The organism is Campylobacter sp. B0100352/1 (assembly GCF_020135855.1).
Classification (GTDB): domain Bacteria; phylum Campylobacterota; class Campylobacteria; order Campylobacterales; family Campylobacteraceae; genus Campylobacter_D; species Campylobacter_D taeniopygiae.
Genome location: NZ_JACHTP010000017.1, coordinates 20,482 through 40,411, shown reverse-complemented (window position 1 = coordinate 40,411; position 19,930 = coordinate 20,482). Strand labels below are relative to the sequence as shown.

Annotated in this window: 20 protein-coding genes; 5 read left to right on the top strand and 15 right to left on the bottom strand. The window is 28.6% G+C overall.

Features of this window, described 5'->3' with window-relative positions; genetic code table 11:
- Positions 1-37: 37 nt before the first annotated feature.
- From abc-f to pheS, 7 genes are all read right to left on the bottom strand, one after another.
- Positions 38-1,981, bottom strand: a complete 1,944-nt coding sequence (gene abc-f, locus H2279_RS06125; RefSeq protein ID WP_137624323.1) for a ribosomal protection-like ABC-F family protein — start codon at positions 1,979-1,981, stop codon at positions 38-40.
- A 43-nt stretch (positions 1,982-2,024) separates the two neighbouring features.
- Positions 2,025-2,519, bottom strand: a complete 495-nt coding sequence (locus H2279_RS06120; protein WP_246023785.1) for a hypothetical protein — start codon at positions 2,517-2,519, stop codon at positions 2,025-2,027.
- On the bottom strand, positions 2,519-4,192 hold the full coding sequence (locus H2279_RS06115; RefSeq protein WP_137624324.1) for a 30S ribosomal protein S1: 1,674 nt from the start codon (positions 4,190-4,192) through the stop codon (positions 2,519-2,521). The genes H2279_RS06120 and H2279_RS06115 overlap by 1 nt, the downstream gene beginning before the upstream one ends.
- A 115-nt stretch (positions 4,193-4,307) precedes the next feature.
- On the bottom strand, positions 4,308-5,138 hold the full coding sequence (locus H2279_RS06110; protein ID WP_337195926.1) for a 4-hydroxy-3-methylbut-2-enyl diphosphate reductase: 831 nt from the start codon (positions 5,136-5,138) through the stop codon (positions 4,308-4,310).
- Positions 5,128-6,411 (bottom strand): 3-phosphoshikimate 1-carboxyvinyltransferase, encoded by a 1,284-nt coding sequence (gene aroA / locus H2279_RS06105; protein WP_337195925.1) that lies wholly within the window; start codon positions 6,409-6,411, stop codon positions 5,128-5,130. Before aroA ends, H2279_RS06110 begins: the two co-directional genes overlap by 11 nt.
- Positions 6,408-8,729 (bottom strand): phenylalanine--tRNA ligase subunit beta, encoded by a 2,322-nt coding sequence (gene pheT, locus H2279_RS06100; protein ID WP_337195924.1) that lies wholly within the window; start codon positions 8,727-8,729, stop codon positions 6,408-6,410. Before pheT ends, aroA begins: the two co-directional genes overlap by 4 nt.
- Positions 8,726-9,718, bottom strand: coding sequence for a phenylalanine--tRNA ligase subunit alpha (gene pheS / locus H2279_RS06095; RefSeq protein ID WP_337195923.1), 993 nt, complete (start codon positions 9,716-9,718; stop codon positions 8,726-8,728). Before pheS ends, pheT begins: the two co-directional genes overlap by 4 nt.
- A 125-nt stretch (positions 9,719-9,843) precedes the next feature.
- Here pheS and H2279_RS06090 point away from each other — a divergent pair, with 125 nt between their 5' ends.
- Positions 9,844-10,179 (top strand): histidine triad nucleotide-binding protein, encoded by a 336-nt coding sequence (locus H2279_RS06090; protein ID WP_137624329.1) that lies wholly within the window; start codon positions 9,844-9,846, stop codon positions 10,177-10,179.
- A gap of 1 nt (position 10,180) precedes the next feature.
- Here H2279_RS06090 and H2279_RS06085 read toward each other — a convergent pair whose 3' ends face one another.
- Positions 10,181-10,750, bottom strand: coding sequence for a DJ-1 family glyoxalase III (locus H2279_RS06085; protein WP_337195922.1), 570 nt, complete (start codon positions 10,748-10,750; stop codon positions 10,181-10,183).
- Complete coding sequence (locus tag H2279_RS06080) at positions 10,743-10,889, bottom strand: hypothetical protein (RefSeq protein ID WP_337195921.1); 147 nt, start codon at positions 10,887-10,889, stop codon at positions 10,743-10,745. Before H2279_RS06080 ends, H2279_RS06085 begins: the two co-directional genes overlap by 8 nt.
- Before the next feature lie 111 nt (positions 10,890-11,000).
- Between H2279_RS06080 and H2279_RS06075 the strand changes: the two genes are divergently transcribed.
- Both H2279_RS06075 and H2279_RS06070 read left to right on the top strand, forming a co-directional pair.
- A complete protein-coding gene (locus H2279_RS06075; protein WP_137624331.1) occupies positions 11,001-11,744 on the top strand; it encodes an amino acid ABC transporter permease in 744 nt (247 codons plus the stop codon).
- Positions 11,737-12,465, top strand: coding sequence for an amino acid ABC transporter ATP-binding protein (locus H2279_RS06070; RefSeq protein ID WP_337195920.1), 729 nt, complete (start codon positions 11,737-11,739; stop codon positions 12,463-12,465). The genes H2279_RS06075 and H2279_RS06070 overlap by 8 nt, the downstream gene beginning before the upstream one ends.
- 40 nt (positions 12,466-12,505) lie before the next feature.
- On the opposite strand, the gene H2279_RS06065 is transcribed toward H2279_RS06070, so the two are convergent.
- From H2279_RS06065 to H2279_RS06050, 4 genes are all read right to left on the bottom strand, one after another.
- Positions 12,506-13,972 carry an alanine/glycine:cation symporter family protein gene (locus H2279_RS06065; RefSeq protein WP_137624333.1) on the bottom strand — a complete coding sequence of 489 codons (1,467 nt, stop codon included), beginning with the start codon at positions 13,970-13,972 and terminating at the stop codon, positions 12,506-12,508.
- 101 nt (positions 13,973-14,073) lie between these two features.
- On the bottom strand, positions 14,074-14,541 hold the full coding sequence (locus tag H2279_RS06060) for a tRNA (cytidine(34)-2'-O)-methyltransferase (RefSeq protein WP_137624334.1): 468 nt from the start codon (positions 14,539-14,541) through the stop codon (positions 14,074-14,076).
- Positions 14,541-15,530: an alanine racemase gene (locus tag H2279_RS06055; protein ID WP_337195919.1), complete on the bottom strand. Its 990-nt coding sequence runs from the start codon at positions 15,528-15,530 to the stop codon at positions 14,541-14,543. The genes H2279_RS06060 and H2279_RS06055 overlap by 1 nt, the downstream gene beginning before the upstream one ends.
- A 4-nt stretch (positions 15,531-15,534) precedes the next feature.
- Positions 15,535-16,482, bottom strand: a complete 948-nt coding sequence (locus H2279_RS06050) for a L,D-transpeptidase family protein (protein ID WP_337195927.1) — start codon at positions 16,480-16,482, stop codon at positions 15,535-15,537.
- Positions 16,483-16,720: 238 nt separating this feature from the next.
- On the opposite strand from H2279_RS06050, the gene H2279_RS06045 reads away from it, so the two are divergent.
- Entirely contained in the window at positions 16,721-17,161 is a 441-nt protein-coding gene (locus H2279_RS06045; RefSeq protein ID WP_337195918.1) for a hypothetical protein, read from the top strand.
- Between the two features lie 45 nt (positions 17,162-17,206).
- Here H2279_RS06045 and H2279_RS06040 read toward each other — a convergent pair whose 3' ends face one another.
- Positions 17,207-17,503, bottom strand: coding sequence for an HU family DNA-binding protein (locus tag H2279_RS06040; RefSeq protein ID WP_137624338.1), 297 nt, complete (start codon positions 17,501-17,503; stop codon positions 17,207-17,209).
- Between the two features lie 58 nt (positions 17,504-17,561).
- Positions 17,562-19,427 carry an invasion protein CiaB gene (ciaB, locus tag H2279_RS06035; protein ID WP_337195917.1) on the bottom strand — a complete coding sequence of 622 codons (1,866 nt, stop codon included), beginning with the start codon at positions 19,425-19,427 and terminating at the stop codon, positions 17,562-17,564.
- A 64-nt stretch (positions 19,428-19,491) separates the two neighbouring features.
- Between ciaB and H2279_RS06030 the strand changes: the two genes are divergently transcribed.
- Positions 19,492-19,905: an acyl-CoA thioesterase gene (locus H2279_RS06030; RefSeq protein WP_137624340.1), complete on the top strand. Its 414-nt coding sequence runs from the start codon at positions 19,492-19,494 to the stop codon at positions 19,903-19,905.
- Positions 19,906-19,930: the final 25 nt, after the last annotated feature.

Sequence of the window (19,930 nt, the reverse complement as noted above, 5' to 3'; positions counted from 1 at the left end):
TTTTTATGGATATATGTATTTTTATAAATAGTGTATTTTATATTTCTTTTTGCAAATTTTCGCTTTTTTCTAAAACTGCAAAATACTCCATTTCAAGTGTTTCCAACTCTTCTTGTGCCTTTTGCAACTCTTCATAAAGTTTATTAATACCGATATTTTGATAAACACTAGGATTTGACAAATCTTTATTTAATTGCTCAATTTGTTTTTCAATGATTTCTATTTTTTCTGGATGATGGTTTAAAATTTCATTTTCTTTATAGCTTAATTTTTGGCTTTTTTTCTCTTTTTGATTGCTGTTTGAAATTGAATTTTCAAGACTTAAGGTAAAATTATCAAATTCGTGCAATTCTTTTTCATTTTCAAGATATTCCGTATAAAGAGTATGTAAAATATTGATCGAAGAATTTCCCTCAAAAGCATAAATTTTATTCGCTATTTTATCAACAAAATACCTATCATGAGATACAAATAAAATCGCTCCCTCAAAATTTAACAAATACTCTTCTAAAATATTAATCGTTGAGATATCTAAATCATTGGTTGGCTCATCAAGCACTAAAATATCATAAGTTTGAGTAAAAAGTAAAGCCAAAGCTACTCGATTTTTTTCTCCTCCACTTAATACAGAAACACTTTTATCTAAAAATTCTTTAGGAAATAAAAAATTTTTCAAATATCCATAAACATGCATATTTTTATCTCTTACTTGAACTCTATCTCCACCATTAGGACAAAAAATTTCAAGCAAGGTTTTATCTGAATTTACCAAATTTCTAGCTTGATCAAAATACCCTATCTTAATTTCCCCTCTTTTAATCTCTCCGCTATCTTGCTTAATTTGCCCTAAAAGCATTTTTAAAAAAGTAGATTTTCCACAACCATTTTTTCCCACTATAGCTATACGCTCTCCTTGTAAAATACGGGCTGAAAAATCTCTAAAAAGCATTTTATCTTCTATACTTTTACTCACATTCTTAATCTCAAATAACATTTTTTTTCGGTTCATTACCTTATCAGCATTAAAATTAAGCGTAGATCTTGAAATTTCAAGTCTCAAACGTTTTATAGCCCCTGGATTTTTTTTAGCCTCTTCTCGCATTCTTAAAATGCGCTCTTTTCTTCCCTCATTTCTTTTTAGCCTTGCTTTAACACCGCGTCTTAACCATTCTTCTTCACTTTTTAACTGCTTTAATAAAGTCTCATGACTCTTAGTAAGACTTTCTAAAATTTGTGCCTTTTTTTCAAGATAGTTTGCATATCCTCCTTTAAAAACACTTAATTTTCCATTTTCAATTTCCACACACTTATCAGCAATAGCATCAATAAAATAACGATCATGCGAAATAAAAATAACACACATTTTAGATTCTTTTAACAAGTCCTCTAAAAAACTCGTCATATAAACATCTAAATGATTTGTTGGCTCATCAAGCAATAAAATATCAGGATTTTTTAATATGAGTATGCAAAGCCCTACCCTGCGTATCTCACCGCCACTTAATGTACATACTAAACGATCAATGTATTTTAATAGATCAAATTCTTTTAAAACGCGATTTATCTTAGCTTCTATATTCCAAGCATCTTTGCTTTCTATCAAAGCCATAATCAAATCCATTTGTTTTAAATATTCTTTGTTTTCTGGATTTTGTTCTAATTTTAAATGGAGTTCTTCATATTCTTCTAAAGCGGTATAAATTTCTGAAAGCTCTTGTTTGATAGCATCCCTAACGCTTAAATTTGCATGAAAATCTACATTTTGAGAAAGCATTGCAATGCTTTTTCCATTTTGTCTTATAACGCGACCGCTATCTAAATTTAAGACACCAAAGAGTATCTTTAAAAAAGTGGATTTTCCTTCTCCATTTTTACCAATAATAGCTATTTTTTCGCCATCATTGGCACTAAAATTTGCTTCATTTAAAACTATTTTTTCATCAAATCTTTTATTCGCATCAATTAGATCAATAAGTGCCATTATAATACTTCCTAGAAAAATAAATCAATGAATAAGAAATAAATTAGAGCCAAATTTCTTTAGCTTGAGTGCTAATTTTATATTTTTTGAGTTCTTTAATAATTTCATCAATAAGTTCTTTATTGTCAGTATCTAAAAAAATTTCTGGACTACCGCTAGATTTTAATAAAAAGTATTTCACATCAAAAGATTTTAAAGTTTGCTTTAGACAAAATACTGAATAAATATCATTTTTATCTACAATGAGTTGATAATATTTGCTTTTTTCTTTTAAATCGCTAGTATCAACATCAACATAAAGATTAAATTGCTCTGCTGCAGGAGTGAAATTTTTGCTTGGCCACTTAGCAAGCTCTTCTTGCCAAGTAAAATCTTCATTATTTTTTTGCTGGCCTTCTTTTTCTATGCTTACATTATGAGCAAATTCAGGAATGAAATCTGAATTTGCTTTAAATTTAGAGATTAATACCAAAACCACTACAAATAAACTAAGCAATAATATGCTTAAAATGCCTATGGTTAGATATTTTTTTATCATTAAGCTAATTGATCTTTTATGATATCACCTAAAGTGATTTTATCATTATCATTTATTTCATTTAAAACTTCACGTTCTTTCATTTTAACTAAATTTTTAACACTTAAGCGAATTCTATTTTTCTTTTCATCGATGAAAACAATAGCTGCTTCAATTTCATCATCTATTTTCAAATTTTCTAAAGTTGAATTGCTAATATCTTCTTTATGAATAAGCGCATCAACATTTTGACTAAGCTCTACAAAAATACCAAAATCTTTAATATCGCGAATTCTACCTTTAACGATATCTCCAACTTTATGATTTTTAGCATATTCTTGAACTGGTGACTCACAAAGTTCTTTTGTACTAAGAGAAATCTTTTGATTTTCTGTATCTATTTTTATAATTTTTACCTTAACCTTGTCACCAACTTTAAATTTATCTTTACACTTATCGCTTCTTGACCAAGAGGCATCTTCATTATGCAATAATCCCTCAATCATACCAAGATTTATAAATGCTCCAAAAGCAGTTGTTAAAGTAACTTCGCCTTCTAAAACATCTGATAATTTATATTTTTTCAAAAATTCATCAAAAGGCTTTGAAAGTAAATTTCTCAAAGAAACTCTTAAACGTCTTTCATCGGAATTTATTTCAATAACTTCTACATCAATTTCTTGTCCCTTGCTTATATAATCTTTTGGGTTTTTAATATTTTTATCCCAAGAAATTTCACTGATGTGTAAAAATCCTTCAATATCATTGCCCAAATCCACAAAAGCTCCATAAGGCTCTATATTTGAAACGATAACTTTAATTGTATCGCCTACCTCAAGACTATCTTTTATTTCACTCCAAGGATCAGGCAAAGCTGCTTTAATAGATAATGAAAGGTGCTTACGTTCTTTATTGTAACTTATAACTTTAACTGGAACTTTATCGCCCTCTTTGTAAAAAAGACTTGGATTTACTGGACCCTTGTAAGAAATTTCACTATAATGAACCAATCCATCAATCCCACCTACATCAACAAACATACCATAAGTAGTAATTTTTTTAACTATGCCTTCAATCACTCCTTGTTCTTGAGCGATATTATTGATCAGTTCTTTACGTTTTTTTCTTTCATCATCTAAAGTTTTCTTTCGAGAAACAATGATGCTTTGTTCCTCATGATCGATTTTAATAATCTTCACTTTAAAGGTTTTACCTAAAACATTATTACTTTCCTTAAAACCATATTGAGATCTAGGTAAAAAGAATTCGATATCATTGTCATCAACAACAATAAGCCCGCCTTTATTTTTTCCAACTACTTTAACATTAAATATATTTTCAGAATCTTCTTCTTTGTAATTTTTAATAAATTCAATCGCTTTTTCTTTTCTCAAAGCCTTTTTATGGGACAATAAAGATCTTCCGCCATAATAACCTACTACAGCAACTTTGATCCTATCTCCAGTTTTAAACAATAATTGTCCATCGTCTTTTTGAATTTCAGCAAGTGGCAAAATTCCCTCGGATTTTTTACCTATATCAACATAAACTTCATCATTCTTGATCTCTACGATCACTCCTTCTGCCATTGCCTCTTCTTTTGATTTGTCAAAAGCATCTAAAAGTTGTCCAAAATCTTCTTCCTCGAAAAAATCATCCAAACCACTTTGAACTTTATTGTTCGCCTCAATCATCACTGTCCTTTAAAATAATTTTAAATTTCCTCATTCTAAATATTAAAAATTTAGCTTTTGTTAATTTTTTAAATTGTAGTTTTATTTAGCTTTTAAAAAAATAAAATATTGTGCTTTAATCAACAAAAGTTTTAATTTTAGCAATTACCTTATCTATAATCCAATCTGGAGTGCTAGCACCTGCACTAATTCCACAATGTTTTTTATCCAAAAACCATTCTTTTTTTAATTCTTCTTCTGTCTCAATAAGATAGCTATCTTCACAATGCATTTTTGCTATTAAAAAAAGTTGCTTAGTATTGGCCGAATTCTTACCACCTACAACCACTACCACATCGCTTTTTGCAGAAAGTTCTTTAATGGCATCTTGATTTTTAAATGTTGCATCGCAAATGGTATTAAAAACCCTAACTTCTTTAACCCTTAGCATTAAAAAATTAACTATTTCCATAAAATGTTCAGGTTTTTTAGTTGTTTGACTTACCACAGCAATCTTATTTGGCAACTTAATATTTTCAAGTTCTTTTTTATCTAAAACAACGTAAGCTTTTGTACTTACATAGCTTTTCACACCTTTCACCTCTGGATGATTTTCATCACCAAAAATAACGACTTCATAACCTTCATCACTCATGCGTTCGCAAATTTGCTGAGGCTTTGTTACAAAAGGACACGTTGCGTCAAAAATTTCAATGTTTCTTTTTTTTAGATCAGCCAAATCTTGCTTTGTGATACCATGAGTTCTTATAATGGCTTTTTTTTCATTACTTAATGCATTAATATCCTCTAAGGTTTTCACATTGAAATCTTTTTGCAAACGTAAAATTTCTTCATTGTTATGTATAAGTGGGCCTATAGTTGCAGCATCCTTAATTTGTTCAGCTTTTTTAATTGCTCTTTTTACCCCAAAACAAAAACCATAGTTCTTGGCTAATTCAATAATCAATTTTTACCCCTAATCTTTTTAAAATTTCTATAAAATTTGGAAAAGAAGTTTCAATGCATTCAAAATCATCAATTTCCATTCCGCAAATCATACCCAAAATAGCAAAACTCATAGCAATACGATGATCCTTATAACTTTTTATTTTAGCTTTATTTACTTTTCCACCTTCTATCTTAAAACCATCTTCAAATTCCTCAACCTTAACTCCGCAAAGCCTCAAATTTGAAACTATAGCATGAATTCTATCGCTTTCTTTAACTCTAAGCTCTTGTGCATTTTTAAGTATAGAAACCCCATTGGCTAAAGCAAAAGCGATAGCTAAAGCAGGAATTTCATCTATAAGCCACGCTATATTTTCTTTAAACTCAATTCCTTTCAGTTTGCTAAAACTCGCTTCAATCTCTCCTATACTCTCAAAATGATTTTGAGTGATTTTTATTTCTATTTTAGCTCCCATTTTTTGTAAAATTTTATAAGCTTCTATGCGAGTAGGATTTAACAAAACATTGCTTATTTTTATTTTTGAATTGGGGATAATTATTGCTGCAAGTACAAAATAAAAGGCTGAAGATGGATCGTTAGGAATTTCGATATCTTGTTCTTTTAGGGACTCTTTTAAATTTGATATTTCAATTTTTAAACCATCTTCACTTATTTTTAAAGGAGCACCCATTGCTTTTAACATATTCTCACTATGATTTCTACTCAATTTTGGTTCTTTAAATACAGAATTTCCATTTGCATTTAAAGCCGATAAAATCATAGCCGTTTTAACTTGAGCTGATGAAATTTGACTCTCGTGATTAAAAGAATATAATTTTTGTCCCTCTATGCAAATTGGCGCTAAATTTGCGTCCTCTCTGCCATAAATTTTTGCTCCGATATTTTTAAGAGGATTGCAAATTCTTTTCATAGGGCGGTTATTTAAAGATGTATCTCCGCTTAAGACAAAAAAACCAGAAATTCCTGATAAAAATCCTATCATTAAACGCATAAGAGTTCCAGAATTCCCGCAATATAATATATCCTTAGGGGATAAAATTTTTCTAGGCGGAATTATACTTACATTTGATCCATAAATCTTAACTTCAGCACCTAGCTTTTTTAAGATTTCGAGTGTGTTTAAAGTATCTTGAGCTAAGAGATAATTCTTAGCTTTATTTTCTTTTTTTGTTAAAAGAGAAAAGATCGCAAAACGATGAGAAATGCTTTTATCTGCTGCAATATCTGAAATTTCTATTTCAAAGCTATCAGATAAAGCATGAATAATCATCTTAAATCAAGACCCATTTCTTTTAATTTTTGTATAATCTTATCCATACTTTCTACAATTTGATTATCTTCTAAAGTTTTATTCATATCTCTAAAAACGAAGGCTATGGTTAAACTATAAAAATCTTTAAGGTTTTCATCGCTATATAAATCCACCAATCTAAAATTTTCAAGTATTTCTAAATTTAATTCTTCTATAGCTTTTTTAATACCCTCATACGCATATCCTTTAGGAACCAATACGCTAAGATCCCTATTTACAGCAGGAAATTTAGAATAATTTTTGGCAACCTTTTTCTCTTCTTTGATGAGATCTAAATTTAACTCACAAACATATGTTTTCATTAAGTCTTTTTCATTTTCTAATTTCAAATGCAAACGACCGATAAAACCTATATTTTTATCACCTATAAATATTTCTGCTTGCTCATAAGGACTTAAAAAACTATAATGAGAAAGCTTGAGTTTAAAATCACCGATAATGTTTTTAATATCTAAAAGAAAATCATAAAAATTCACAAATCTTGGTTTGGCCTTATTTGCGATTTTAGGCTCTTCTTTATAACCTGAATGCACAAAAGCGATTTTATTGATTTCCTCTGTGTCTTTAGAAAAAATAGATCCTGCTTCAAAAAGTTTAATGATTTTTTTTGAATTTTTTGTATTTAAGCTAACAGCATTTAAAAGATGATTTAACAAAGTCGTTCTTAAGGTATTTAACTCATTAGTTATCGGATTTAAAAGTTTTATTTTTACAGTATCAAATCCTAAATTTTCAAGCTCTTCGCTATTATCTAAAACATAGTGCAAACTTTCAAAATAGCCATTATTTACAGCATTTTTTCTTAATTCTAAAAGTTTTTTATAAGAAAAATAAGTTAAATTAAGACGATTTTTTCCTAAAAATTCTAAATTTTTAGAAACTATATTATTAATCCCTATCATCCTAACGATTTCTTCACAAATATCTGCCAAATTACTTACGTCTGGTCTATGTATTGGAACTTCAGCATTCATTAATTTATCATCTAAAAGTATTATTTTAAAACCTAATTTTTTCAAAATATTTAAGATATCATCCTTATCAATATCTTGGCCTATGATATTATTAATATGATCAATATTTATAGGTATGGTTAAAAGTTTTTTATCAAGTAAAACTTGCTGAGAGGAACTATATATACTTAAATTAGGATTTTGTTTAAGAATATTAAGTAAAAAATCCATTCCTAAATATAATTTAGGCTCACTCCCCCTAAAACTTCTATAAAAAATTTTTTCATCTTGTTTTTTATAATTTAACTTTGCATTAGCTATCACATTAGGATCTGTATAATTAGCTTCAATAATTACTAGCTTAGAAGTCTCTTTACATTTATATTCTTGCTCTTGATAAAAGCCGCTAATACTTAAAGTTTTATTTTGGCAAGAAATTTTTGTTTCTCCTAATTTTTCTTTACTCAAATTTAAAGTGATTTCCTCATTTTCTTTAGTAAAATCGCTTAAATCATAAGCATTAAACAAAACACCTGTTGAATGTATAACATAATTTAATAAATTTTGTATAGGATTATTTTCTAAATTTTCAATTTGAGCTAAACGTAAAGAAATGATCAAATCTAGTTGCAAATCATCTTTAATCTCTATAGCTCTGTAATTATAAAAACTATGTAAATCTTTTTGCGCATTAAGACGCAAAACTCTTCCTATACCTAACACATTTTCATTCTCTTTGAAAGACTTAAGCTCTTTTAAATTTAAATTAAAAGCTACGGCTAAATCTCGTGCTATGCCGTATATACTAAGGCAATCTCCCCTATTTGGAGTTAATTCAACCTCAATCAATACATCATTAAAAATTTCATAGGAATTTAACTCTTTTCCAAGTTCTAAAGTACCTATACTTTCATCTAAAACCATAATACCTTCATTAGTTTTACCAAAACCTAATTCTAAGCTTGAACAAAGCATACCATGAGAATCTACCCCTCTTAGCTTAGCATCTTTAATTTCCATCCCATTTGGCATACAAGCACCTTTAAGTGCCACAGCAACATATTGTCCTTGTTCTACATTTTTAGCACCACATACAATTTGCAAGATCTCATTTCCAACATCCACTTGACAAATGCTGAGTTTATCAGAATTTTCATGTTTTATTTTCTCTTTTACAAAACCCACTACAACTTTGCTAGGAACTTTTAAATTGCAAACTTTATCAACTTCAATACCTATAGAATTTAATTTAAAAACAATTTCTTCAGCGCTTATACTCTCAAGATCTAACCAATCACTTAACCAACTTTTAGTAATTATCATCTAAATTGCTCCAATAATCTTAAATCGCCTTCAAATAAAGATCTCAAATCAGGAATTTGGTGCAAAAGCATAGCAAAACGTTCCACCCCAAGACCAAAGGCATAACCACTTACATTTTTATAACCTATAAAATTAAATACATTAGGATCAACAATTCCACATCCTAAAACCTCTAACCATCCTGTTTGTTTGCATACCCTACAACCACTTCCTTTGCAAAATACGCAAGAAATATCCACTTCAGCTGAAGGTTCAGTGAAAGGAAAAAAACTAGGACGAAAGCGAATTTTTACGTCATCAAACATAAAATGTAAAAAATCTTCTAAAATACTTTTTAAGTGTGTAAAGCTTACTTTTTGCCCTTCTTCTACAACTAGTCCTTCTATTTGATGAAACATTGGAGTATGAGTTATATCAAAATCTCTTCTAAAAACCGCACCAGGTGCTATCATTCTAATAGGAGGTTTTTGGGTTAGCATCGTTCTAATTTGCACTGGTGAAGTTTGAGTTCTCAAAAGTCTTTTATCATCAAAATAAAAAGTATCTTGCATATCTCTAGCTGGATGAGATTTTGGTAAATTTAAAGCTTCAAAATTATGAAATTCATCCTCGATTAAAGGACCTTTTTCTATACTAAAATTCAAACTTAAAAAATATTCTATGATTTTATCCATAGTGCTCATTACAGGGTGCAAAGCACCTTTTGTCGTATTTTCATCAAAATAATTAAAATCAAGCACATCTTGTTTCATTTTTTCTTCAAGTGCAAGATTTTCTAAAATTTTAAATTTGGCCAAATAGGCTTTATTGAAAGCTTCTTTTTCTAAATTTAAAGTAGCAGCTAATTCTTTTTTAGCATCGCCTTCTAAATTTTTAAGTTTTGAAAAACTTTCTGTTAAAACACCTTTTTTGCCAAGAACTGAAATTCTAAGTGCCTCTAAATCATTTAAATTATTACACTCTTCAACTTGTTTAATAAAATTTTGCAATTTTTACCCCAATCAAAGTGAAATCTGATTTTAATTTTATTAAAAAGTATTTTAAATTCAGCATAAAAATTAAACTTTTAGAGATATAATTCTAAATTATTAATATTCAATGACAAGGAGAATGCATGCAAGAAAAAACAGTTTTTGAACTTATAGTTGAAGGTAAAATTCCATGCAATAAAGTACTTGAAAACAATGATTTTCTAGCTTTTCACGATATCGCTCCAAAAGCTCCTATTCATGTGCTTATTATTCCAAAAAAACATTTTAAAAATTTTCAAGAATTTGATCCAGAACTTATGGCAAAAATGACAAGCTTTATCCAAGAATTAGCCATATTGCTAAATATCCATGAAAGCGGGTATAAATTGATAACAAATTGTGGAAAAGATAGCGGACAAGAAGTGTTTCATTTGCATTTTCATATGCTTGGAGGTTTTACAACCCCACAAAAGCAATAAATTATTTTACCAAAGGCATCAACATCATCTCATGTAATTTATCATAAATTTCATTAGAGCATAGATGTTTTGCTAATTCTAAACCAAAAAGAATAGCTGTTGCAGGGCCTGCTGAAGTGATGATATTTTTATTTACAACTATAGCTTGATTAAGACGAGTACCGTTAAGTCCAATCTCACAACCTGGATAGCAGGTGAATTCATCCTTTAAAACTCCTGCAGCATCTAAAACTATAGGGGATGCACAAATAGCAGCGACAATTTTATTATTATCATGAAGTTTTTTAATGATATTTAAAATTTCATCTGATTGTTTAAGATTATTCATACCTTCATATCCACCCGCTAAAGCAATAGCGTCAAAATCCATATGCGTAATGTCTTTTAGCAAATAATCAGCCTTAATGATAACTCCGTGGGATCCTTTTACAAAAAGATCAGAATTTAAAGAAGCCGTGATTACTTCCAAATCCCCACCCACTTCTTTAGCACGTCTTAAAACATCAACTACGCTTATCAATTCAGTCTCTTCAAAACCTTGTGCCATTGGAACTAAAATTTTTTTACTCATCATCTCTCCTTGTTTTATATTTTTGAAATCTTTTTTCTTTTTCTTTAGCTTTTTCACTCATTTGACGATTAAAACCTATAATTAAAAAAATCATAAAAAAGACAAAAAAAGCTACAAAAATAAAATCTAAAATTGACATATATAAGCCCCCTTTAAAAATCCTAACATAATTTTATAAATATTTAAAGAAAAATCAAAGATAATTTTATAGAATTTAAGTTTTTGAGATTATTTTAAGGGGTGATTGATTTTGAATCAGAAAAATATCAGAATTTTTGTATTTCTTGTCATTATAATTTTATGGGCTTATTTTTCTTTTCCTATTGAAATTTTACAAATTAAAAATTCCAATGGAGAAATAAGCTATGGTTACACAGCTAATGCAAATGCATATTTAAAAAGCTATGGCATCACTCTTTTACTTACCGTTTGTGCCGTTTTTATTGGAATAATCGTTGGCTTTGGTTTAGCCATTTTAAGATTTTTTAATATTAAAGCCTTAAATTTTATTATCGATGAATATATTGATATTATTCGTGGAACCCCTGTTATTTTACAACTTATGATTTTTTCTTTTGTGATTTTAACTTTTATTGATAATCTATACGCAGCTATTTTCGCTTTAGGGCTAAATAGCTCTGCTTATATTGCAGAAATAGTTAGAAGTGGGATTAATAGCATAGACAAAGGGCAAATGGAGGCTGCTCGTGCTATGGGACTTGATTATCAAACCTCTATGAAAGAAATTATCCTTCCGCAAGCTATAAAAAATATTTTACCTGCCCTAGCAAATGAATTTATTTCTTTATTTAAAGAAACCTCCGTGGTTGGTTTTATCAGCGTCATTGATATTACCATGCAAAGTCAAAGCTTACAAGCAATTTTTTATAATCCTAAGCCTATTATATTTACAGGGTTAATTTATTATATCAGCGTTAAAATTTTCAGTTATTTTGCTAAAAAACTTGAAACTAGGATTAATAAAAATGATTAAAATAAAAAATTTACATAAAAAATATGGCAATTTAGAAGTTTTAAAAAATATCAATACTGAAATTTCACAAGGCGATATTATAGCTATTATAGGGCCAAGTGGAGGTGGAAAAAGTACTTTTTTACGTTGTATTAATAGACTAGAATTAGCCGACAGTGGGGAAATTTTTATCAAAGGTGAAAATATATTAGATCCTAAAACAGACATAAATAAAATACGCCAAAAAGTCAGCATGGTTTTTCAGCATTTTAATCTTTTTGCCAATAAAACCATTATGCAAAATTTATGCCTAGCCCCTGTAAAAACTAAAATTTTAAATCAAGAAGCAGCCATCAAAAAAGCTAGAAATTTACTTAAAAAAGTTGGACTTTGTGATAAAGAAGATGCTATGCCTCACCAACTTTCAGGTGGGCAAAAACAACGTATAGCTATTGCAAGAAGCTTGATGATGAATCCGGATGTTATTTTATTTGATGAACCCACTTCAGCACTCGATCCTGAAATGATAGGAGAAGTTTTAAGCATCATGAAAGATCTTGCAAAAGAAGGCTTAACTATGCTTGTAGTTACTCATGAAATGGGTTTTGCCAAAAACGTTGCCAATCGAATTTTCTTTATGGACAAAGGAAATATAGCAATTGATGACACCCCTAAAGAGGTCTTTGAACATCCAAAAAATGAAAGATTAAAAGAATTTTTAAATAAAGTTTTAAATCACTAAATTTAATCAGTATTTAATCAGTCTTGAAAATCAAGACTGATTAACTCCAGCATTCTGCATTTTTTATATTTAATTTAGACGCGCTAAAATGAGGATCCTTTTTTGCTTTTTGCTGAGTGTTAAAATCTTTTAATGTTTTATTTACAATAGCACCTAAAAGCAGTAAAGAAATAATATTTGTTGTCGCCATAAAAGCCATAGTAAGATCTGCTAAACTCCAAGCAAGTTTTAAATTCATCTGCGATCCTACAAATATCATAGCTACTGCACTTACTCTAAATAAATTCATCACAAACTTAGAATTTGTCAAATATTTTACATTAGTTTGCGCATAATAATAATTTCCAATCAATGATGTAATAGCAAAAAGAACGATAGCAATAGTAACAAAATGGATTCCAAAGCCGCCATAATATTCTCTCATAGCCTCTTGCACTAAAGGCATACCATCTCCAACATTACTTCCGTGAAAATTTAAATAAGCCATAGAAAAAAGCACTAAAAATCCAGAACTAGTACAAACGACAACATCGATCAATACTGAAAAAGATTGAATAATACCTTGTTTAACAGGATGACTAGTAAGAGCTGCTGCGGCTGCATTTGGTGCAGATCCCATCCCTGCTTCATTTGAGAAGAGTCCTCTTTTTATTCCTATAACCAAAACAGAACCAGCAAAACCGCCAAAAATTGCTTTAAAATCAAAAGCACTCAATAAAACCATATGAATTACAGAAGGAATTTTGTCAAAATTCATTAAAACAGCAATAATTGCAAGTAAAATATAAGCCATAGCCATAAAAGGAACAATTAAAGAGCTTATTTTGCCAATTTTTGTATGGTGAGAAAAAAACATCCAAGAACCAAAAATTGTTAAAACAATACCAATAACAATAGGCCAATAGCTTGAAGCAAATCCTGTTGTAGAATTTGGATTAAACATATCATAATATACTTTAAATGCAGATGTCATCGTTTGACTTTGCAAGCCATTAAAGCCATAAGCATAAGTAATAATCAATATAAAAGCGAAGAAAGATCCAAAAAAATGTGAACCCAAAGCTTTTCTTATGTAATAAGCAGGGCCTCCTTTAAAGCCACCTGTTTCATCTTTGGATTTATAAATTTGCGCTAAAGTACTTTCTGCAAACGCTGAAGCTCCGCCAAAAAACGCCATAATCCACATCCAAAATAAAGCTCCAGCACCCCCTGTTGTAAGTGCATACGAAATCCCTGCAATATTACCTATTCCAACTCTAGAAGCTGTTGATATCATCAAAGCTTGAAAAGGTGAAATATGTTCTTTAGAACCCTCACCATTTCTTTCTGTTAAAATTGAAAATACGGATTTAAGCATACGAAATTGCACAAAACCTGTCAAAAAACTGTAATAAATTCCGCAAACAATAAGCAAAATAACCATTATTGTATCTGTATAAGGAGTAATGTATCCTAAATAATTGATAATTTTTTCACTGAATGAAATATTTAAATTTTGTTCTCCCATGTGTATCCTTTCATCTTAATTTCAATTTACTTTAACATATTTTTGATGAAAAACACATTTACTTATGAAAAAATATAATAAAAAAATATAAATTTGTTACCCTAGGAAATAAAATATTTAAAATTTTGCCTTAAGGCCTCATAAGAAACAATACCAACACTAGTAGCTAAATTTAAACTTCTTCCACAAGATTTCATCGGAATAGTAATAGCATTTTGCCAATTAATTTGCATAAGTTCCATAGGCAAACCATAACTCTCACTTCCAAAAAATAAAAAATCATTTTCTTTAAATTTGGCATCAAAATATGGTTTTTTACTCTTTGTTGTAGCAAAAAAGAAACGATCTTTAAATTTTAAGTTTTGGTCTAAAAAAAGTTCCAAATTTTCCCAAATTATCGGCTCTAATTTTTCCCAATAATCAAGTCCTGCTCTACGAACAGCCTTTTGCGAAATATCAAAGACAATTGGCTTAATAATATGAAGTTTAAAACCTGCATTATAACACATCCTTCCTATACTTCCTGTATTCTGAGGAATTCTAGGATTAACTAAAACTATATTAAACATTACACCAAAATCCTTGGAATATCTGGATGAAGTTTAACTAAAATTTCATATGAAATTGTATTGAAAAAATCAGCCCAAATATTAGCATCATTAAAAACGCAAATTTCCTCGCCACAATCTTCACAAGAAAAACTATCCATCGAAATTTTGCCTAAAATATTTTTATGATTTGCTAAAGTCAAATTGCCTTTTCCATTGTAACGAAATAACCCATCAGCATAACCTAAATCATAAGTAGCAATTTTTATTTTTTTATCAGCACTAAAAGATCTACCATATCCTACGCTTTGACCGGAATTTAAAATTCTTTCGCTTAATTTATGAGCATAAAGACTTAAAATTTTTTCTAATTTTTCATCTCCGTAACCAAATTGAGCAATGCCTATTCTAAAAAACTCATCTTTAGGAATATCTTTAGCTCTAAACAAGGCCGCTGAATTAAAAGAATGAAAAATTAAATGATCATATTTTTTTTGTGCCAACATTTTGGCTTCATAGAACTTTTGTTTTTGAATAAAAAAACTTGCATCCAACTCATCAGCACTTGAAAAATGCGTAAATATTCCTTCTAAATTTAATCTCGCCTCATCAATTTTAAAAAAAGCATCCTCTATATTTTCTACAAAAATACCATTCCTGTGCATTCCTGTATCTATTTTAAGATGAATTCTTGTACCGATTTTATATTCTCTAACCTTAGAAATTTCATTTAAAGCGTATATAAATTGAGAATTTTCATTTCCGTTGGGTCTATGTGAAAGTATTAAAATATTTTTAAAGAAGTCTTGAATTTCGTAAGCTTCTTTTTCATTTTTAACCGCAACAAAATTAATACCGAATTTTTTAGGTATAGGAGCTAGTATTTTAGCTCCATGTCCATAAGCGTTATCTTTAAAAACACAAATTATTTTTGAAGGATCTTTAGTTTTTTCAATAATTTGTTTTAAATTATTCTCGTATGATTTTTGATTTAGTTTAATAACAGACATAAAATCATTGCTCTGCTAAAATTTTCATTTTTCCTTTATCGTTTAATTTAACATATAAGGTTTTATTTCCTTTAAATTGATAATTTTTAGTATAATAATCTTCATAAAAAGAAATTCTATATATAACTTCATTATTTAAATTTGGATAAGGGCTAATATTAATATCTGAAAATTTTATCTTTTTATTCTCTTTGCGAGAAAAAATAATTTTTTTCATAGAAGCAAATTGCTCAAATTTCATTTTATCAAAACGTTTAAATTCATTTTGATCATAAAATCCCAAATAAGAATCAATATTATTATTTGTCCAAGCGAATTTCCAAGCAAAAAGATCTGCAAACAAAGAAGCAATCTCTTCTTTTTTTGCTCTAACTTTATCCTTTTCTTCAGTCATTACAAATACTTTTTTATCTTGAACTACTTTGGCAAATTTCTCAAGATTTTCATTAAATAAAGCTATACAACCCTTTGTTTTAAACTCATCAATTCTAGTGCCATCTAAAGGATAGCCATGTATCCAAATTCCACCACCAGTTTTTCCCTGTACTTTATCTAATAAATTTGGATAAGTCGTTGCAAAAGCAAAAGGACCGTAGTAAGGATCTCCTGGATTAAATCTTTGTCCTAACTCATAAAAACCTATAGGGGTTTTTAAATCCCCTTCAACTTTTTTATCTCCCATTAGACCCGTAATAATTGATTTTTGTTCAAAATCCTTTTTAATTTTTCCATCATCATAGGAATACACGCGGAGAATTTTATCGGTTTTATTTGTAAGAACAATATCAACTTTACTGCTATAATATCCAAGAGAGACATTTTTATCCGCTATTTCAGACAACCAAAAATTTTTATCCATTAGCTCTTTTTCAATCTCTACCCCAACAGCATCTAAACCCTGATCTAAATAAATCTTAACTAAATCAGATGCCCTAATTATAGATACTCCCATAAAAAATAAAACAAGAAATCTTTTAAACAATATATCTTCCTTAAAATTTTATAATTTTAAATTAATTGATTTTATCTTTATTTTAGAATTTTTAAACTGAGATTATATTATTTTTTTCTTAAAAAATAATAATTGTCAAAAATACAAACCAGATATTTTTTTAAAATAATAAATATATTTAATTTTTTAAATTATAATTCAAAAAAATATTTTATTTTAATTTTTAGGATGTATTCTCATGAAAAAATTATTTTCTATTATAATTTTTGCCTTAATACTTTTAGTATTTTACTTTATTCTTAATCAAAATATTTCAAAAAAAGAACCTCATATTGATAGTTTAAAATCTTTAAATTGTGATCTAAATGTTAATGATTGTGCTTATAAGCTTAAAGATAAACAAATAATTATTTCTTTAAATCCTAAACCTATTAAATCTTTGCAAAATACAAAATTACTCATTAAAAATCTTGGAACATATGAAAATTTAGAATTGAAAATTTATGGATTAAATATGTTTATGGGGGAAATCAAGCCAAAAATTTATAAAATCAATAAAACAGACTATGAAAGTCAATTCATACTTTCTTCTTGCTCGATGCATACTATGCGATTTAGAGCAGAATTGCTAGATAATAACAAAAGTATATTTCATTTTGATTTTGATTTAAAAAGATAGAAAAGAATAAAAATTTAAGAAAGGCTAGAAAATCTAGCCTTTATCTTACTTCTTTTTTTTGCCGCTAGCTTTAGCAACAGCTTCTTTAAGGTTTTTACCTACTTTAAATTTAGCAACTTTAGTTGCAGGAACTTTAATAGTTTTTCCAGTGCTTGGAACTCTAGCTTCTCTAGCAGCTCTTTCAGCTGTTGAAAAAGTACCAAAACCTATAAAACTAATGCTATCACCTTTTGCCAATATATCAGTAATTGTAGCAATAACTGCATCAGTAGCAGCTGTAGCATCTTTTTTTGTTAGCCCAGCAGTTTGAGCAACTTGAGAAATAAAATCTGCTTTAGTCATAAAAGCTCCTTTTTTTATTTATTAAAACACTTAATTCTAGCATATTAAACAAACAATATCAAGCATTAAAATACTTTTTTTCATTTTTTTTGCTTTTTTTGGCTTTATAAAGCTCAAATTCGCCACTATTATCAATTTCATTGCCGATTTTTTCATAAAGTTTATAATAATATTTTACAAATTCTTTACACTCTTCTTCTATAGGTATAAAAACTTTATCCTCAATTAAACAAAAACGATTTAAAAATTCTTTTGCATCTAGTTTCAAAGTATAATGTTTAGCCAAATCATGATAAGTTTGCAAAACAAGCAATTTAAATTTTTCATAAAATTCCAAATTAAAATTAATTTTTAATCTATCTTCAAATTTTAAAACTCCACTTTTAAAAAGCAAAGAAAGATGTATCAAACCTTCAGTATAATAAGGTTGCACCTCATCAACTTTTTGCCAAGCGATAAGAGAAATTGCTCTTTTGATAAGCTCATGAAAAACCGGCAATCTAAGCTCTTTATCTTCATGAAGGAAGAAATTTATCAACCCTCCTGTTGTTGCTTTATATTCTTCTATATTTTTAAAAAAACCGCTTTGATTCATCTTTTTCTCGCTATCACTAGCAATAAAAAAGATATGACCAAATTCATGACCTATGGTTGAAATTTCATAAACACGCTTCCAAATATCTTCTTTAAAAAAAAGAATTTCCCTACCATAGTCTAAAAAATCCTTCTCAAAAACCTCACTTGAAATTTTCATAAAAGGTTTACTCAAAGTATTTTCATAGACAAAATTTAAAAATGCAAAAATTTTCTTTCCTGCTATATTACTTACAAATTCATCATTAGGAACAACCTGTGCTGAAAATAAACCTTTAAGCTCAGCTCCATAAAAAATCATAGGCATACAAACATAAAGCTGTGTTTTGTCTATATTATTAAGCACTTCTTTTTTTAATTTCTCATCTTCAATATTTATATTTTCATATACTTTTATAAAACTTTGCTTGATTTCATTACTGAATTTTAAAGCATCAAAATTACTTTCATCTTCTAATCTTATATCCCATTCCAAAGCAACGGCATGTGTGTAGTGATCTTCATAATACTCCAAAGGATGCCCAACCTGCAAAGGTGACTTAACCTTCATCCAAGCAAGTTCTGCTTCTTGCCATGATCCAATAATTTTATCTTCATCCTTTTGACAAAAAGCATTTTTTAATTTTTCAAAATACTCCACATAAGCTAACTCATCCTCTTTTTTGGCAACATTTTTTAACCTTTCTATCATTTTTTCAAAAGCAAATTCAAGCTTTAATGTTTCATTTTCAAAAAATCTTGCATAAGGAACAAATTTCCATAAATTTCCTATTCTTACAAGCACCCCATAACTTCTTTCGCAAATTTCTCCTTGAGGAGTGATTTGATATAATTTATTTTTATGTAAAAAATTAATAGCATCATCAAGATTTTGAAATTGCGATGCCAAAATTTTATTATTTTTTTCTATAATTTCTTTAGTCCAAGAAATTTCATAAGAATTTATAATCACTCCTATTTCATGAATTCCTTGAATTAAAATTTCATAGAATTCACTTAATAATTTTCTACTCACAATTTCATCAATAAGTTCTTGATGTTCTTTTTCATAAAATTTTCTAATTTCTTCATAAAATTTATGTTTTAATTCTGTAATTTTTTCCTCTTTAAAAAAATTCTTCTTCCATTCTTGAACTAAATTTTCTTCTTTTAAATCAACTAATCGCCTAAGAATAGCCACAAAAGTACTTTTTTCCTTTTTTAATTCACTAAGATTAAGCAAATATTCAAAATATCCATCCCATGAATCCGAATCCAAAAGTTCATAAAAAATATTGATGTTTTCCTTACGTTTTTTTACGAGTTTTGCTACTTCTTTAAAATTATTCATTTTTTTAGTTTCCTTTCTTTACTTTCTTGAATTATAATTTATTATTTAAAATAAGGAGTAAAAAATGAAAGATATGGGCGAACCAAAACTTAAAATCGTTGCCATGCCTAAAGACACAAACTCAGCAGGTAATATTTTTGGCGGTTGGATCTTATCACAAATTGATACAGCAGGTGTAATAGCAGCAAGAGAACTTTCTCCTGAAAGAGTTGTAACCATTTCTATGGAGCAAGTTGTTTTTAAGCAACCTGTATTTGTTGGAGATATAATCTCTTGTTATGCAAAAGTAGTAAAAGTTGGAACAACTTCAATACGCGTTGAAGTTGAAGTTATCGCACAAAGAGTGGATGAATTTGGCTCAACTATATGTGTAAATGTCACTTCTGCTACTGTTACTTATGTAAGCGTTGATAGACGAGGAAATAAAAAACCTATAAGTGAAGAACTAAAAAGAATTCATGGCTTTTTAAATGCCTAATTTGTAAGATAAAGACTTTATCCTT